The organism is uncultured Amaricoccus sp. (genome assembly GCF_937891315.1).
In the GTDB taxonomy this organism is placed as follows: domain Bacteria; phylum Pseudomonadota; class Alphaproteobacteria; order Rhodobacterales; family Rhodobacteraceae; genus Amaricoccus.
This window is the reverse complement of record NZ_CALAGI010000151.1, coordinates 1-15,865: the sequence shown is the minus strand read 5'-3', so window position 1 is coordinate 15,865 and position 15,865 is coordinate 1. Positions and strand designations below refer to the sequence as shown.

15 protein-coding genes are annotated in these 15,865 nt (G+C 68.2%); 8 read left to right on the top strand and 7 right to left on the bottom strand.

All coding sequences use genetic code 11. The annotated features are described in order from the left end of the window. The 5 genes from Q0480_RS14805 to metF all read right to left on the bottom strand — a co-directional run. Positions 1 to 2,102, bottom strand: a 2,102-nt coding sequence (locus tag Q0480_RS14805) for an adenosylcobalamin-dependent ribonucleoside-diphosphate reductase (protein ID WP_299134069.1), incomplete at its 3' end; no start/stop codon positions are given. Positions 2,103 to 2,390: 288 nt separating this feature from the next. After that, entirely contained in the window at positions 2,391 to 4,310 is a 1,920-nt protein-coding gene (locus Q0480_RS14800) for an acyltransferase family protein (protein WP_299134068.1), read from the bottom strand. Positions 4,311 to 4,398: 88 nt separating this feature from the next. Then, the gene (locus Q0480_RS14795; protein ID WP_299134067.1) at positions 4,399 to 5,118 is read right to left on the bottom strand and encodes an RlmE family RNA methyltransferase; all 720 of its coding nucleotides are present in this window, start codon (positions 5,116 to 5,118) and stop codon (positions 4,399 to 4,401) included. Positions 5,119 to 5,234: 116 nt separating this feature from the next. Continuing rightward, positions 5,235 to 6,317 (bottom strand): Ppx/GppA phosphatase family protein, encoded by a 1,083-nt coding sequence (locus tag Q0480_RS14790; RefSeq protein WP_299134071.1) that lies wholly within the window; start codon positions 6,315 to 6,317, stop codon positions 5,235 to 5,237. 227 nt (positions 6,318 to 6,544) lie between these two features. Further along, positions 6,545 to 7,441, bottom strand: a complete 897-nt coding sequence (metF, locus tag Q0480_RS14785; protein WP_299134066.1) for a methylenetetrahydrofolate reductase [NAD(P)H] — start codon at positions 7,439 to 7,441, stop codon at positions 6,545 to 6,547. A 110-nt stretch (positions 7,442 to 7,551) separates the two neighbouring features. Between metF and Q0480_RS14780 the strand changes: the two genes are divergently transcribed. The 8 genes from Q0480_RS14780 (at position 7,552) to Q0480_RS14745 (ending at position 15,223) form a co-directional block, all read left to right on the top strand. Then, complete coding sequence (locus tag Q0480_RS14780; protein WP_299134065.1) at positions 7,552 to 7,866, top strand: virulence factor; 315 nt, start codon at positions 7,552 to 7,554, stop codon at positions 7,864 to 7,866. Positions 7,867 to 7,890: 24 nt separating this feature from the next. Next, a complete protein-coding gene (locus Q0480_RS14775) occupies positions 7,891 to 8,793 on the top strand; it encodes a methylenetetrahydrofolate reductase (protein ID WP_299134070.1) in 903 nt (300 codons plus the stop codon). 14 nt (positions 8,794 to 8,807) lie between these two features. After that, positions 8,808 to 9,476: an HAD-IA family hydrolase gene (locus tag Q0480_RS14770; RefSeq protein ID WP_299134064.1), complete on the top strand. Its 669-nt coding sequence runs from the start codon at positions 8,808 to 8,810 to the stop codon at positions 9,474 to 9,476. After that, a complete protein-coding gene (locus Q0480_RS14765) occupies positions 9,473 to 10,402 on the top strand; it encodes a methyltetrahydrofolate cobalamin methyltransferase (protein WP_299134063.1) in 930 nt (309 codons plus the stop codon). The genes Q0480_RS14770 and Q0480_RS14765 overlap by 4 nt, the downstream gene beginning before the upstream one ends. A gap of 27 nt (positions 10,403 to 10,429) precedes the next feature. Beyond that, a complete protein-coding gene (locus Q0480_RS14760; protein WP_299134061.1) occupies positions 10,430 to 10,744 on the top strand; it encodes a DUF167 family protein in 315 nt (104 codons plus the stop codon). 43 nt (positions 10,745 to 10,787) lie between these two features. Beyond that, the gene (locus Q0480_RS14755) at positions 10,788 to 12,812 is read left to right on the top strand and encodes an ASKHA domain-containing protein (RefSeq protein ID WP_299134059.1); all 2,025 of its coding nucleotides are present in this window, start codon (positions 10,788 to 10,790) and stop codon (positions 12,810 to 12,812) included. A gap of 151 nt (positions 12,813 to 12,963) precedes the next feature. After that, positions 12,964 to 14,193: an argininosuccinate synthase gene (locus Q0480_RS14750; RefSeq protein ID WP_299134058.1), complete on the top strand. Its 1,230-nt coding sequence runs from the start codon at positions 12,964 to 12,966 to the stop codon at positions 14,191 to 14,193. 28 nt (positions 14,194 to 14,221) lie between these two features. Then, positions 14,222 to 15,223, top strand: coding sequence for a 2-hydroxyacid dehydrogenase (locus Q0480_RS14745; protein ID WP_299134056.1), 1,002 nt, complete (start codon positions 14,222 to 14,224; stop codon positions 15,221 to 15,223). A 4-nt stretch (positions 15,224 to 15,227) separates the two neighbouring features. Here the strand turns inward: Q0480_RS14745 and Q0480_RS14740 are convergent, their stop codons facing one another. Together Q0480_RS14740 and Q0480_RS14735 are read right to left on the bottom strand one after the other, a co-directional pair. Then, positions 15,228 to 15,515 carry a YggT family protein gene (locus Q0480_RS14740; RefSeq protein ID WP_299134054.1) on the bottom strand — a complete coding sequence of 96 codons (288 nt, stop codon included), beginning with the start codon at positions 15,513 to 15,515 and terminating at the stop codon, positions 15,228 to 15,230. Positions 15,516 to 15,633: 118 nt separating this feature from the next. Next, a partial coding sequence (locus Q0480_RS14735; protein ID WP_299134053.1) for an ABC transporter permease subunit occupies positions 15,634 to 15,865 on the bottom strand: 232 nt, incomplete at its 5' end.

Genomic DNA, 15,865 nt, shown 5'->3' with positions numbered 1-15,865 from the left:
GCCAGCTTCTTGAACTTCACCAGCGCGAAGTCGGGCTCGATGCCGGTGGTGTCGCAATCCATGACGAGGCCGATGGTCCCGGTCGGCGCGATCACCGACACCTGGGCATTGCGAAAGCCGTGCTTCTCGCCCAGCTCCACCGCCTCGTCCCACACCATATGCGCGAGGTTGAGCAAGGCGCGGTCCGGGCAATTCTCGTGATCGAGCGCGACCGGCGGCACCGCCAGCCCCTCGTAGCCGGTCAGCGCCCCGGTCGCGGCGCGGCGGTGGTTGCGGATCACCCGGCTCATGTGCGCCGCGTTCGCCGCGTAGCCCGGAAAGGCGCCAAGCTCGCCCGCCATCTCGGCCGAGGTCCGATAGGCCTCGCCGGTCATCACCGCCGACAGCGCGCCGCAGAGCGCCCGGCCCTCGGCGCTGTCATAGCCATGGCCGAGGGTCATCAGCAGGCCGCCGATATTGGCATAGCCGAGGCCGAGCGTGCGGAAGCGATAGCTGAGCTCCGCGATCCGGGCGCTCGGGAACTGCGCCATCAGCACCGAGATTTCGAGCGTCAGCGTCCAGAGGCGGGTGGCGTGGACATAGGCCTTGGCGTCGAACGTCTCGCCGCGCAGGAAGGTGAGCAGGTTCAGCGAGGCGAGGTTGCAGGCCGTGTCGTCGAGGAACATGTATTCCGAGCAAGGGTTCGACGCGCGGATCGGCCCGTCCTCGGGGCAGGTGTGCCAGGCATTGATCGTGTCGTGGAACTGCACGCCCGGATCGGCGCAGGCCCAGGCGGCGTGACCGATCTGGTCCCACAGATCCCGCGCCTTCAGCGTCTTGGCGATCTTGCCGTCGATCCGCCGGACCAGCGCCCAGTCGGCATCCTCGCGCACCGCCTTCAGGAAGGCGTCGGTGACGCGGACCGAATTGTTGGAATTCTGGCCCGATACGGTGAGATAGGCGTCGCTGTCCCAATCGGTGTCATAGGTGCGGAACTCGATCGAGGCATAGCCCTGCCCGGCATATTGCAGCACGCGCTTGACGTAGGTCTCCGGCACCATCGACTTCTTGGCCGAGCGGATCGCGGCCTTGAGCGAGGGATTGGTCTTGGGGTCGAAGGCATCCGCCTCGGCGCCGTCCCAGGCGCGGATCGCGGCGAAGATCTCGTTCAGCCGCGCCTCGTGAATCTTGGAGCCGGCGACGAGGCTCGCCACCTTCTGTTCCTCGATGACCTTCCAGTTGATGAATTCCTCGATATCCGGATGGTCGAGGTCGCAGATCACCATCTTCGCCGCGCGGCGCGTGGTGCCGCCCGACTTGATCGCACCCGCCGCGCGGTCACCGATCTTGAGGAAGGACATCAGCCCCGAGGACTTGCCGCCGCCCGCCAGCCGCTCGTTCGCGGCGCGGAGCGAGGAGAAGTTGGTACCGGTGCCGGAGCCGTACTTGAACAGCCGCGCCTCGCGGGTCCAGAGGTCCATGATCCCGCCCTCGTTGACGAGATCGTCGCCGACCGACTGGATGAAGCAGGCATGCGGCTGCGGATGCTCGTAGGCGCTGGAGGATTTGGTCAGCTCGCCGCTCTGGAAATCGACGTAATAATGGCCCTGCCCCGGACCGTCGATGCCATAGGCCCAGTGCAGCCCGGTGTTGAACCACTGCGGGCTGTTCGGCGCCGCCATCTGCGCGGCCAGCATGAAACGCATTTCGTCGTAATAGGCGCGGGCGTCGGCCTCGGACGAGAAATAGCCGCCCTTCCAACCCCAGTAGGCCCAGGCGCCGGCCAGCCGGTCGAACACCTGCCGCGCCGATGTCTCGCCGACCGAGCGTTTGTCCTCGGGCAGGATCGCCAGCCGCTCCTCATCCGGCACCGAACGCCAGAGGAAGCTCGGGACGCCCTTCTCCTTCACCCGCTTCAGCGCGGCCGGAACCCCCGCCTTGCGGAAATACTTCTGGGCCAGAACATCGGAGGCGACCTGACTCCAGCTCTCGGGAACTTCGAGATCGTCCAGATGGAACACGATCGAACCGTCGGGATTGCGAATTTCCGAACTGGTGGCGCGGAAGGTGAGCGCGCCATAGGCTCCGGTTTCCTCGGTCGTGAAGCGACGTTCGATCTTCATGCTCTGTCCTCGGTCCTTCGGTACTCTGGTCTCCGGCGCCAAGCGCCACCAGATGTTGTGGCCTTGGTTGGCCCGAGCACCAGAAAACGGGAAACACCCCCGAGTCGCAACAGATTTATTGCCTCCAGACGCAAGATATTGTGGTTGACAGGAATCTACCCCCAAGGGCGTGTTAACCGACTGTTAGGATTTGATTCCCGCTAAGGTTGAAATGCGCAAGCCCGCAAGGCTTTGGCGGCGCCGAAGGCGGCGTCCATCGCATTCACCGGCGGGCCGGGCGAGCCTTGCTCACGGCGGCGTCAGGAACCCCCGCAGCGCCGGTTGCCGGAACAGCTCCGCGCCGACCAGCTTGGCGCCGGTTTCGGTCAGGTGGTCGCCGTCGTGGCTGACGAGTTCGCCCTCGGGCGTGAACAGGTGGCAGACGCCGCCGGGGCAGAGCACCTGCTCCATATCGACAAATCCGACGCCGGCGGGCATCGCCGTGCGCAGATCGGCATTGGTCCCGACGATCTCCGCCGGCGCCGACGCCGTCTCGCCGGCGAGTTGCGCCGGGCTCTCGCCGACGAACCCCCGCAGGAAAAGATCGCCGAAGCCCTTGGCGCCGACCACGATCAACCGCTGATCCGGCCGAAGTCCGAGCGCGGCGATCGTGTCGCCGATCCGGCGCGCCGCCCAGTCGCGCCAGTTCGAGACGAGCACGATCACGTCCGCCTCCGCCGGCACCGGCCCCGCCACGCGGTTGGCGGCGCAGTGGTGGAGGTCTGACGCGAGGATCAGCGCGCTGACGTCCTCGGGGCCGAAATAGGTCTGGCACCGATACGGAATATAGCTGGTCGCCACCGCCCAGTCGTCGAAGGCGCCGGTCTCGCGCACCATGTTGTAGAAATCCTGCGAATGGCTGTCGCCGATGATCAGCAGCCGCTTCTGCCCCGGAACCGCGTGCGAAAAGTCGCGGGGCAGCGCGTTGTAGCGGCTTACGACATAGGCGCCGCGGACCAGCGGCGAAACCTCGAGCTGCGCCTCCGTCGGTGAGGCCGCGTGCAATCGGCCGGCCCCGATCGCCAGCAGTTGCCCGACGGCGCCGAACGCCAGCAGACCGACGAGGCTGAGCAGCAGGACCCGGCGCCGCGAGATCGGTGCCCGGCGCGTCGGCCGCTCGACGAAGCGCCAGGTCAGCGCCGCGAGTGCGACGGCGAGCAGCGCCAGCCCGGCCATCAGCGCCGGGGAGGGATGGGCGCGCGACACCCGCGCGAAGGCGAAGAGCGGCTGGTGCCAGAGATAGAGACTGAAGCTGACAAGCCCGACCGCGACGAGGACCGGCGAGGCCAGCAGGCGGTGCGCCGCGGTTCCGGGGCTGGCAAAGGCGATCACCAGCGCCGCGCCGACGCAGGGAACGAGCGTCGGCCAGGAGGGCAGCACCGCCCAGGACGGCAGGAACAGCATCGGCGCGACCACCATGCCGAGCCCGAGCAGCGCCAGCGGACCGTTCATCGGTCCCTCCGGGCGCGGTCGGTCGAGCAGCGCGAGAGCCAGCAGCGAGCCGACGCCAAGCTCGAAGGCGCGAGTCGGAAAGATGTAGAAGGCGGTCTGCTGCCACCGCGTCACGATCAGCGCGGCGCCGACGAGGCTGAGCAGGCTCGCCGCCAGCGCCAGCCCGAGCAACATCGCCCGCCGCGCCCCCGCCATCCAGGCGAGCCACAGCACGGGCGGGACCAGCAGGTAATATTGCTCCTCGACCGCGAGGCTCCACATATGCAGGAACGGCGCATGGTCCGATCCCTCGCGGAAATAGTCGAGCGTCGAGAGGAAATACTGGTTGGCATAGAAGCCCATGGTCGCCGTCAGGCTCTCGCCGAAATCGGCGACCTGCCAGGGGAACATGAGCAGGAGCGCGAGCGGAATGCTACAGAGCGCCACGAAGAACAGCGCGGGCAGGATGCGCCGCGCCCGGCGCTCGTAGAAGGCGAGGACCGAGAACCGCCCCGCCGCGATGTCGCGCAGCACCAGGGAGGTGATGAGATAGCCGGAGATGACGAAGAACACGTCGACGCCGAGATAGCCGGCGGAGAAGCCGACGAAACCCGCGTGGAACAGCACCACGGGGACCACGGCCACCGCGCGAAGCCCGTCGACCTCCGCCTGATAGGACAATGCGACATGCGCGGGCGCCGCCATGGTCGCGCTGGAAACCTCCGCGGACTCCGTCATCGCCGACGTCATGATGCTCCCGCCATTGCTTGCCGGAAGACTAGCGCATTTCGCCGCGGTGCAAAATAGCGAGACCGATGGCGCCGCCTCAGGCGGGCTTTCCCCGGAATCCCGTGGCGACGATGAACTTTTCCGAGGAGTCGCTGCGGCTCGCCGGTGGCTTCACATGCTGGACCTTGGCGAAGATCCGGTTCAGCCGCGCCACCAGCGAGGCGTCGGCGCCGCCGCCGAGCACCTTGGCGACGAAGGTGCCACCCGGCTCCAGCACTTCCTCGGCGAGGTCGATCGCCGCCTCGACCAGCGCGCTGATCCGCAGGTGATCGGTCGGAGGATGGCCGGAGGAGGCCGCCGCCATGTCCGACATCACCACATCCGCCCGGCCGCCGAGCCAGTCGCGCACGAGCGCGTCGGCGCCCTCGCTCAGGAAATCGAGCACATGCAGTTCGGCGCCCGGGATCGCCTCGACCTCCTGCAGGTCGATGCCGAGCACGCGCCCCACCGGCTTGCCGCGCCGCTCGCCGAGCGCGTTGACCCGTGCGACCGCGACCTGGCTCCAGCCGCCCGGCGCATGGCCGAGATCCACAACCCGCGCGCCGGGCCTGAGGAAACCGAACTTGTCGTCGATCTCGATGATCTTGTAGGCGGCGCGGCCGCGATAGCCTTCGGCCCGCGCGCTTTGCACGTAAGGATCATTGAGCTGGCGCCGCAGCCAGAGCGTCGAGGACAGCTTGCGCCCCTTCGCGGTCTTGACCCGGATGGTGAGATCCCGCCGCCCGCGGCCCGACCCCTTGTTCTTCTCGCCGCTCATGCCGATCCCCGCGCCGCGCCCGCCCCTCTTCGGCTCCGGGCGCCCCGCGGTCAAGCGCGCCCGTCGCCTCGGCAACCGAACCTGAGGACCGGGGACAGGACCGACCGGAGGAGCCTTCACTCCATCCGAACGCCGGTGGTGAAGACGCCGTCGGCGCTCATCATCGCGAAGAGCATGCCCTCGCGCAGGCCCCGGTCGGCGACGCGCATCGACTCGGTCGGCCAGATCCGCAGCAGCGTCTGCAGGATCGCGGCGCCCGACATGATGAGCTCCGATCGATCGCGCGCGAGGCCGATGTCGTTGCGCCGCCCCTCCGGCCCCAGACGCAGGAAGCGGCCGATCACCGCGTCGATCGCCTTCGAGGTGAGATGCATCCCGTCGACCTTGCGCCGGTCATAGCGCTTCAGCCCCAGATGCGCCGCGCCGACCGTGGTCACGGTGCCCGAGGTGCCGATCATCTGGAACCCGGTCTCGCGTTCGGACAAGGCCTGCAGATAGGGTTTGAACCCGACGATCTGCTCCTCGAAATACCAGGACATCAGTGCGAAGCGGGCAGTATCGCTATCGACGTCGGCATAGCGCTCGTGCAGCGTCGCGACGCCGAGCGGTACCGAAATGAAATCGACGATTCGCGCGCCCCGTGCCTCGCCGCCTTCGCCATTCACCCGCAGATTGACGATGGCCTTCGCCCGGTCCTCGGGCGCGACATCGGCGAGGTCGATCCAGACCAGTTCGGTCGAGCCGCCACCGATGTCGAACACCAGTACCTGGCTCGCCTCCTGCGAGACGAGCGGCGCGCAGGAAATGACCGCGAGCCGCGCCTCCTCCTCCGGCCGAATCACCTCGAGCCGGAGACCGGTCTCGCGCGCCACCATGGCGAGAAAGTGGTTGCCGTTGCGGGCCCGCCGGCAGGCTTCGGTCGCGACGAGACGGACGTTGCCAACCTTGTAGCGCCGCAGCTTCTCGGCGCAGATCTCGAGGGCGGACAAAGTGCGTGAAATCGAGCCACGCGAGAGGTGCCCCGTGCGCTCCAGTCCCGAGCCGAGGCGTACGGACTTGGCAAAGGCATCGATCACGCGGAAATGGCCCGCGTCCGGGGTGGCGATCAGCATGCGGCAACTGTTGGTGCCCAGATCGAGCGCCGCGTATAGGTCCGGTTCAGCCCGCGCAGGCTTGTAGTTTTGGCGCCGGGATACCAGCGCGACATTCCCCTGCGCGGACTCGGTCAAGTCCTGCGCCATGTAACAGCCAGTTCATATATTGCGGAGGGTTCCGCAGGTTTGTTTGAACGTTACATGACGCCGTCGCCCAAGGCAAGAAATGCCTCGGAAATGGTCGAACCGGGGCGAAATGCCCCGAAAAAGGCGAGGGATCACATTCGGACCCCCCGCCAAATCCTTGATGAAACGTAAAGATCGCCCGCCGTTCAGGCGGCGCCGTAGCCATCCGCGGCGGCCGCGAGCGGCGCGGCGACATAGCCGAGCGTCCGGCAGACGTCGAAAGTGAGGTCGGGATTGTTCAGCGTATAGACATGCAGATGATCCACGCCCTCGTCGATCAGCGCGTCGATCTGATCGCAGGCGAGCGCCACCGACAGCTGATAGGCGTCCTCCGGCGTCTCGGCGCGACCGAAGGCGGTGTGCATCCAGTCCGGCACCCGCGCCTGGCAGCGGCCGGCGAAATTCACCATCTTGCGGAAATTCTCGACCGGCAGGATGCCGGGATAGATCGGCGCCGTGATGCCGGCGGCGGCGGCGGCGTCCCGGAACCGCAGGAAATCCTCGTTGTCGAAGAAGAACTGGGTCAGCGCGTTGCTCGCTCCGGCGTCGAGCTTGCGCTTCAGATTGTCGATATCGGTCGCGAGGCTGGTCGCTTCCGGGTGCTTCTCGGGATAGGCCGCGACCGAAATCTCGAAATCCCCGATCCGCCGCAGCGCGGTCACGAGTTCGGCCGCCGAGCCGAAACCTTCGGGATGCGGAGTGAAGCAAGTCTCGCCCTTGGGCGGATCACCGCGCAGCGCCACGATCCGCCGCACGCCGAGCCGCGCATAGCCGCGCGCCACCTCCAGCGTCTCGTCCCGCGAGGCGCCGACGCAGGTCAGGTGCCCGGCGACGTTCAGCCGCGCCCGCTCGACGATGGTCTGGATCGCCGCGTTGGTGCGATCCCGCGTCGTGCCACCGGCGCCGTAGGTCACCGAGACGAAGCGCGGCGCCAGCGGCGCCAGACGCTCCACCGAGCGCCACAGCCGCAGGCTGGCTTCGGGAGAATGCGGGGGGAAAAATTCGAAGGAAAGGCTCGGGAGAGCCTGTGACTCTTGGGTCATGTGCACCGGTCCATACCGACAATGATGTTCGCAGCGGCCAACATACCGCTGGAAAGCCCTTCCGGCAACGCCTAACTGCGGAGCCGGTTAACCATCCCGGGAGAGACGCGATGCCCGCCGTCACCATCGTCTATTGGCGCGATATTCCGGCGCAGGTCATCGTCGGCTCCGGCCGGCGCGCGACCAAGGTCCAGCTGCCCGAAAGGTTCGAACAGGCGATCGATCGGTGCGCGATGAAGGTGGGGGCCCGCGACGCCGACGCCTATCTCGCCGAATGGCGAAAGGCGGAGCCCTACCATGTCGAAGGCGAAGCGGCGGATGTCGCATACGGCGAAGCGGCCAGACTGGAAGCGGCGTTTAGTCCGGGTGCGATCAAGGCCCTGATCGAAAACGACGGCTGGGCCGCGACGACACCGGAACCCTGAACGCGGGAGCAAACCTTGGCGAGCATCCTCTCCTTCATCCGCAGGCCCGCGACCACGCCCCATGCCGGGGCCGCCAGCCTGCTCGAGGATTTCTCGATCGAGGTGATGCCGCGAACCGCGGCGAAGATCGAGGATTTCCGCGCCCTGCTGCCGGCCGGGACCCGCGTCTATGTCGCCCATATCGACGGCACCGAGTTTTCCGACATGCTGGCGACCGCGCGCCGGCTGGTCGACGAAGGTTTCGCCGTCACGCCGCATTTCGCCGCCCGCGGCATCGCCGACCGGGCGACCTTCGCCCGCATGGTCGGCGCCTACGCCGATGTCGGCGTGCGCCGGGCGCTGGTGCTCGCCGGGGGTATTTCCACGCCGCGCGGCGCTTATTCCGACTCCACCCAGCTCTTGGAAACCGGACTCTTCGACGCGCATGGCTTCACCGACCTGCATGTCGCCGGCCATCCCGAGGGGTGTCGCGACATCGACGCGGCGGGCGAGGCCAATGCCATGGCGGCGCTCCGCTGGAAGAACGCCTTCCAGAGCCGGACCGACGCGCGCATGGCGATAACCACGCAGTTCTGCTTCGAGGCCGAGCCGGTGATCGGCTGGGCGAACCGCCTGCGGGCGGAAGGCATCACGCTGCCTGTCCATATCGGCGTCGCCGGCCCGGCGAAGCTGCAGACCATGCTGAAATATGCCATGGCCTGCGGCGTCGGCCCGTCGCTGCGCGTGCTTCAGCGCCGCGCGGCGGATCTGTCGAAGCTGATGCTGCCGTTCGAGCCGACGGAATTCCTCGCCGCGCTCGCCCGGCACAAGGCGGCGCATCCCGATTTCCCGGTGGAGCGGGTGCATCTGTTCCCGCTCGGCGGCATCGGCGCGACGACCGACTTCGCCGCCGCGGCGACCGCCCTGCCCCGCCGCGCCCGCGCCTGATCCGGGACCCGCCCTTGGCCAGGCTCTCCCTCCTGTTCGACCTCGACGGCACCCTGATCGAGAGCGATCATCTGCACCACGCCGCCTTCGCCACCATCCTGGCGGAGCGCGGCGAGGCGCTGAGCATTGATGACTACAAGACCCATATCATGGGCAAGCCGAATGCCGAGATCATGTCCCGCTTCTTCCCGGGCGAACCCGGGCAACATGCCGAGATCGCGGACCGCAAGGAAGCCACGTTCCGCGACAGCCTCGGCGCCAGCGTCGAGCCCCTGCCCGGCGTCGTCGCGCTGTTCGACTGGGCCGAGGCCGAAGGCATCGGCGTCGCCGTCGTCACCAACGCGCCGCGGCTGAACGCCGAGGCGATGCTGACCGCCGCCGACCTCGCGACGCGGGTGACCACGCTGGTCATCGGCGAGGAATGTGCGCGGCCGAAGCCCGACCCGCTGCCCTACCAGACCGCCATGCGGCTGCTCGGCGCCACGCCTTCCACCTCGACCGCCTTCGAGGACAGCCGCTCCGGCCTGCGCGCGGCGCGCGCCTCCGGGGCGCATGTCTTCGGCCTGACCACCGGGCTCACCGCCGACCAGCTGCGTCAGGCGGGCGCGCAAGAGGTGATCGCCGATTTCACCGATCCCGCGCTCTGGGCGCATCTCCAAGCCATGAAGGCCCGTGTCGCATGACCCGCACCATCGTCGAGTCGAAATCCCGGACCGCGATCATCGGCTTCGACCAGCCGTTCTGCGTGATCGGCGAGCGGATCAATCCCACCGGCCGCAAGCTCCTCGCCGCCGAGCTTGAGGCGGGCGACTTCTCCACCGTCGAGAAGGACGCGCTGGAGCAGGTCGCTTGCGGCGCCACCATGCTCGATGTGAACGCGGGCGTGGTCTATAACTCGAACCCCAACCCGAACGAGACCGAGCCGCCGCTGATGCGGGGCATGATCGAGCTGATCCAGCAGCTGGTCGATGTGCCCCTCTGCATCGATTCGAGCGTGCCGGGCGCTCTGCTGGCCGGGCTCGAGGTCTGCGAGGGTCGACCGCTGCTCAATTCCGTCACCGGCGAGGAGGAGCGGCTGGAGCTCGTGCTGCCGCTGGTGAAGAAATTCAACGTTCCGGTGGTCGCCATCTCGAACGACGATACCGGCATCTCGATGGACCCCGACGTGCGCTTCGCGGTGGCGAGGAAGATCGTGCAACGCGCGGCGGATTTCGGCATCCCGGCGCATGACATCGTGGTCGATCCGCTGATGATGCCGGTCGGCGCGCTGTCGAACGCGGGCTTGCAGGTTTTCACGCTGGTCCGCCGCCTGCGCGAGGAACTCGGGGTGAACACCACCTGCGGCGCCTCCAACGTCTCGTTTGGGCTTCCCAATCGCCATGCCATCAACGCGGCCTTCCTGCCGATGGCGATCGCCTCCGGAATGACATCGGCGATCATGAACCCGGTGCGGCCTCAGGAAATGGAGGCGATCCGCGCGGCGAACCTGCTGATGGACAACGACGCGCATGGCGCCGCCTGGATCCGCGCCAACAAGCCGCCCGCCGTCGAGGGCGAGGAACCGGGCGCGCGCGGCGGCCGCGAGGGGCGCCGGCGCCGCCGCGGTTGAGCGGATGACCAGCCCGCGCGCGACGGCATGACCGCCAGCCTTCCCTGGCGCGAGATCCCGGGCGGAGTGGAACTCGCCGTCCGGCTGACGCCACGCGGTGGCCGCGCGGGATTCGACGGAATCGCCGCGCTGGATGGCCAGCCGTTCCTGCGCCTGCGCGTCGCCTCTCCCCCCGTGGACGGCGCCGCCAACGCCGCGCTGATCGCCTTTCTCGCGAAGTCGCTCGACCTGCCACGCTCCAGCGTGACCCTCGTCGCCGGAGACCGCGCCCGGGTGAAGCGCCTGCGCCTGACCGGACCCGACCTCGCCGCCCGCCTTTCCGCGCTGGTGGCCGGGACATGAGCTCCCCTTGCCTGAGCGCGCGATATGCGCGACGAGACCCCGCATGACCCTCCGCGATCCGCTCGTCATCTTCACCCCTTCCGGCAAGCGCGGCCATTTCGCGGCCGGCACCCCGGTGCTGACCGCCGCCCGCCGGCTCGGCGTCGATCTGGACAGCGTCTGCGGCGGGCGCGGCATCTGCTCGAAATGCCAGGTGACGCCGGCCTATGGCGAGTTTCCGAAGCATGGGCTTGTGGTCGAGGAAACCGCGCTCAGCGCCTGGAACGCGGTCGAGGAACGCTACCGCTCCAAGCGCGGGCTCGGCGCGGGGCGCCGGCTCGGCTGCCAGGCGCTCATCGAGGGCGACGTGGTGATCGACGTGCCCCCGGAAAGCCAGGTCCACAAGCAGGTCGTGCGCAAGCGCGCCGAAGCCCGCCAGATCGTGATGGACCCCGCCACCCGGCTCTATTTCGTCGAGGTGGCCGAGCCCGACATGCACGAGCCCTCGGGCGATCTCGAGCGGCTCGAACGCGCGCTGACCGAGCAATGGGGCCTGACCGGCGTCAAGGGCGACCTGCGCACGCTGCAGATGCTGCAACCCGCGCTGCGCAAGGGCGGCTGGACCGTGACCTGCGCCGTCTATCGCGGCGAGCCCGGCCGGTCGCAGATCCTGCATGTCTGGCCTGGCTTCTACGAAGGCTCGATCTTCGGCCTCGCCATCGACCTCGGCTCCACCACCATCGCCGGCCATCTCTGCGATCTTGTCACCGGCGAGGTGCTGGCCTCGACCGGCATGATGAACCCGCAGATCCGCTTCGGCGAGGATCTGATGAGCCGGGTGAGCTATGCGATGATGAACCCCGGCGGCGCCGCCGAGATGACCCGCGCTGTCCGCCAGGCGATGAACGCCCTCGTCGGGCAATGCGCCGCCGAGGCGCGGATCGCCCCGGAACTGATCTTCGAGGCGGTGATCGTCTGCAACCCGGTGATGCACCACCTGCTGCTCGGCATCGACCCGACCGAACTCGGCCAGGCACCGTTCGCGCTTGCCACCGCTTCGAGCCTCGTGCTCTGGGCGGTCGAGATCGAGCTCAGGCTGCACCCGGACGCGCGGATCTATCTCCTGCCCTGCATCGCCGGCCATGTCGGCGCCGACGCCGCCGCCGTGGCACTCAGCGAGGCGCCGAACCAGTCGGACGAGCTGATGCTGGTGGTCGATGTCGGCACCAACGCCGAGATCCTGCTCGGCGACCGCCATCAGGTGCTCGCCTGCTCCTCGCCGACCGGTCCCGCCTTCGAGGGCGCGCAGATTTCCTCCGGCCAGCGCGCCGCGCCGGGCGCCATCGAACGCGTCGAGATCGATCCCGTCACCAAGGAGCCGCGGTTTCGCGTCATCGGCTGTGACCTCTGGTCCGACGATCCCGGCTTCGCCGCCGCCACCGCGCGCACCGGTGTCACCGGCGTCTGCGGCTCGGGCATCATCGAGGCGATCGCCGAGATGCGCATGGCCGGCCTCGTCGACAAGAGTGGCCTGATCGGGTCGGCGGAACAGACCGGCACCGCGCGCTGCGTTCCCGAAGGCCGCACCCACGCCTACATGTTGCGCGACGGGGCGGAGGACGGCGGGCCGCGCATCCTCGTGACCCAGGGCGACGTACGCGCGATCCAGCTTGCGAAATCGGCGCTCTATGCCGGAGCGCGGCTGCTGATGGACCAGCTTGGCGTCGACCGGGTCGACCGGGTGGTGTTGGCCGGGGCCTTCGGCGCCCATATCAGCCCCAAGCACGCCATGGTGCTCGGCATGATCCCCGACTGCGACCTCGCGCAGGTCACCTCGGCCGGCAACGCCGCCGGGACCGGCGCGCGGATCGCGCTGCTCAACGTCGCGGCGCGGCGCGAGGTCGAAACGCTGGTCACCCGGATCCACAAGGTCGAGACCGCGATCGAGCCGCGGTTCCAGGAGCATTTCGTCGCGGCGAACGCCATCCCGCATGCCAGCGCCGCCTTCCCGCGGCTCGCCGCCATCGTGACCCTGCCGGACGTCGCCTTCAACGCGGGCGACGGCGGACGACGGCGCCGGCGGGGCTGACCGGGGTCGCGAAGCTTCCACTTCATGGTCGCGAGGGAAATGTGCGTCCGCCGGGACTGACACGATCCCCGCCCATGCGCCGCGTCCGGCTTGCCGCGGGTGCGAAAACCTCCTAGACGGCAAGGTCCAGGGGCCGCGAGCGGAGCAAGCGATGTCGTCACCCAAGAAAGTCGTGCTGGCCTATTCCGGTGGCCTCGATACCTCCATCATCCTGAAATGGCTGCGCACCGAATATGACTGCGAGCTCGTCACCTTCACCGCCGACCTCGGCCAGGGCGAGGAGCTGGAGCCCGCCCGCAAGAAGGCCGAACTCCTCGGGGTGGCGCCCGAGAATATCTTCATCGAGGATCTGCGCGAGGAATTCGTCCGCGACTTCGTCTTCCCGATGTTCCGGGCCAACGCGGTCTACGAGGGCCAGTATCTGCTCGGAACCTCGATCGCCCGACCACTGATCGCCAAGCGTCTGGTCGAGATCGCCGAGATGACCGGCGCCGACGCCGTGGCCCATGGCGCGACCGGCAAGGGCAACGACCAGGTGCGGTTCGAACTCTCGGCCTATGCGCTCAACCCCTCGATCCGGGTGATCGCACCCTGGCGCGAATGGGCGCTGACCAGCCGCAGCAAGCTGATCGCCTTCGCCGAGGAGAACCAGATCCCGATCGCCAAGGACAAGCGCGGCGAGGCGCCGTTCTCGGTCGATGCGAACCTCTTGCACACTTCCTCCGAGGGCAAGGTACTGGAGGATCCGGCCGAGGAAGCGCCGGAATACGTCTATCAGCGCACGGTGAGCCCGGAGGCGGCGCCGAACACCCCGGAATATGTCGAGATCGGCTTCGAGCACGGCGATCCGGTCTCGATCGACGGCGAGGCGCTGAGTCCGGCCGAATTGCTCACCCGGCTCAATGTGCTCGGCGGGCGGCATGGCATCGGCCGGCTCGATCTCGTCGAGGGCCGCTTCGTCGGCATGAAGTCGCGCGGAATCTACGAGACACCGGGCGGCACCATCCTGCTCGCCGCGCATCGCGGCATCGAATCGATCACGCTCGACCGCGGCGCCGCGCATCTCAAGGACGAGCTGATGCCGCGCTATGCCGAGCTCATCTACAACGGCTTCTGGTTCAGCCCCGAGCGCGAGATGCTGCAGGCGCTGATCGACCGCAGCCAGGTATCGGTGACGGGGTCGGCGCGGGTGCGGCTCTACAAGGGCCTCGCCTCGGTCGTCGGCCGCTCCTCGCCGCTGTCGCTCTATTCCGAGCAGCATGTGACCTTCGAGGACGACGCCGGCGCCTACGACCAGAAGGACGCGGCGGGCTTCATCAAGATCAACGCCCTGCGCCTGCGCCTGCTCGCCACCCGCGACCGGCGCGGGACGGCGACGTGAGGGACGGGAGGAGGCCAGTGGCGGGCGCGTGAAGCTCGCGGTCTTCAGCGCCCGCGGCTATGATCGCGCCTCGCTCAACGAGGCCAATGCCAAGGCCGGCTCGCCCTGCGAGATCGTCTATTTCGAGAGTCGCCTCGACGCCCGCACCGCCGTGCTCGCCCGGGGCGCCGTCGCGATCTGCGCCTTCGTCAACGACGCGCTCGACGCCGCCGCGGTAGGCGAACTCGCCGGACTTGGGGTGAAGCTCGTCGCTCTGCGCTGCGCCGGCTTCAACAATGTCGACCTCGAGGCCTGCGCGAAGGCCGGCATCGCCGTCGGCCGCGTGCCGGCCTATTCGCCCGAGTCCGTGGCCGAGCACGCGATCGCCCTGATCCTGACCCTCAACCGCAAGATCCATCGGGCGCATTCCCGGGTCCGCGATGGCAATTTCGAGCTCGACGGGTTGCTCGGCTTCGACCTCGGCCGGCGGGTCGCGGGCGTCGTCGGCACCGGCGCCATCGGCCTCGCCGCCGCGCGCATCCTGCGCGGCTTCGGCTGCGAAGTGCTCGGGTCCGATCCCTTTCCCGGCGATGCCTTCCCGGCGCTCGGCGGCCGCTACGTCCCGCTCGACACCCTCTTCGCCGAGGCGGACGTGATCACCTTGCACTGCCCACTGACGTCCGGGACGCGCCACATGGTCGATGCCGACACGCTCGCGCGGATGAAGCCGGGGGTGATGCTGATCAACACCAGCCGCGGCGCGCTCGTCGATACCGCCGCCGTGATCGAAGGGCTGAAATCGGGCCATGTCGGCGCCCTCGGCCTCGATGTCTACGAGGAGGAGCAAGACCTGTTCTTCCGCGACCTTTCGAACACCACCATCCAGGACGACGTCTTCGCCCGGCTGCTGACCTTCAACAACGTGGTGATCACCGGCCACCAGGGCTTCTTCACCGCCGACGCCCTGACCGAGATCGCCGAAACCACGATCGCCAACCTCGCGAGCTTTCTCGGCGACGGCCGCCCGCTTCATCCGGTGACGGGGAAGTGACCCGTCAAAGAAATGCGCCGGCGTTGCGGACCAGCACGGTTTGCAGCGCGTAGATCGCGACGATCACCACCAGCGGCGACAGGTCGAGCCCGCCCATGTCGGGCAGCACGCGCCGGATCGGGCCGTAGATCGGCTCCAGCACCCGGTTGAGGCCGGTCCAGAGCTGCCAGACCAGCGGCTGGTTGCGGTTGAGCACGTTGAAATTGATCAGCCAGCTCATGATCACATGGGCGATCACGATCCACCAGACGATCTGCAGGACATAGAGCAGAACGATGACCAACGAACCCATGAATTCTCCCGCGCCGCGCGATTGTCTTGTCCGCTACACCTAGTCGCGGGACCGTCGCTTCGCAAGGGACGAGCGCGCCGCGCAATCCGCCGCGCGCCGACGCCGAACAGGTTCTGCCTCATCCGTTCTGGAACCCGGGATGCCAGGCGAGCGCGCGGCGTTCGAGCAGGCGCGCGAAGCTGTCGGCGAGCTTGCCAAGCAGGGCGTAGATCAGGATCGACAGCACCACGACATCGATCATCAGGAACTCGCGCGCCTGCATCGCCATGTAGCCGAGGCCGGCGGAGGCCGAGATCGTCTCGGCGACGATCAGCGTCAGCCACATGATGCCGAGCGCGTAGCGCAGGCCG

Excerpts from the sequence above, each read along its gene's own strand:
- Q0480_RS14780 (WP_299134065.1), top strand. The coding sequence starts at position 7,552 with ATGCCCGCCGTCACCATCGTCTATTGGCGCGATATTCCGGCGCAGGTC.
- Q0480_RS14765 (WP_299134063.1), top strand. The coding sequence starts at position 9,473 with ATGACCCGCACCATCGTCGAGTCGAAATCCCGGACCGCGATCATCGGC.
- Q0480_RS14795 (WP_299134067.1), bottom strand. The coding sequence starts at position 5,118 with ATGAGCGGCGAGAAGAACAAGGGGTCGGGCCGCGGGCGGCGGGATCTC.
- metF (WP_299134066.1), bottom strand. The coding sequence starts at position 7,441 with ATGACCCAAGAGTCACAGGCTCTCCCGAGCCTTTCCTTCGAATTTTTC.
- Q0480_RS14750 (WP_299134058.1), top strand. The coding sequence starts at position 12,964 with ATGTCGTCACCCAAGAAAGTCGTGCTGGCCTATTCCGGTGGCCTCGAT.
- Q0480_RS14740 (WP_299134054.1), bottom strand. The coding sequence starts at position 15,515 with ATGGGTTCGTTGGTCATCGTTCTGCTCTATGTCCTGCAGATCGTCTGG.
- Q0480_RS14800 (WP_299134068.1), bottom strand. The coding sequence starts at position 4,310 with ATGACGGAGTCCGCGGAGGTTTCCAGCGCGACCATGGCGGCGCCCGCG.
- Q0480_RS14755 (WP_299134059.1), top strand. The coding sequence starts at position 10,788 with ATGACCCTCCGCGATCCGCTCGTCATCTTCACCCCTTCCGGCAAGCGC.
- Q0480_RS14760 (WP_299134061.1), top strand. The coding sequence starts at position 10,430 with ATGACCGCCAGCCTTCCCTGGCGCGAGATCCCGGGCGGAGTGGAACTC.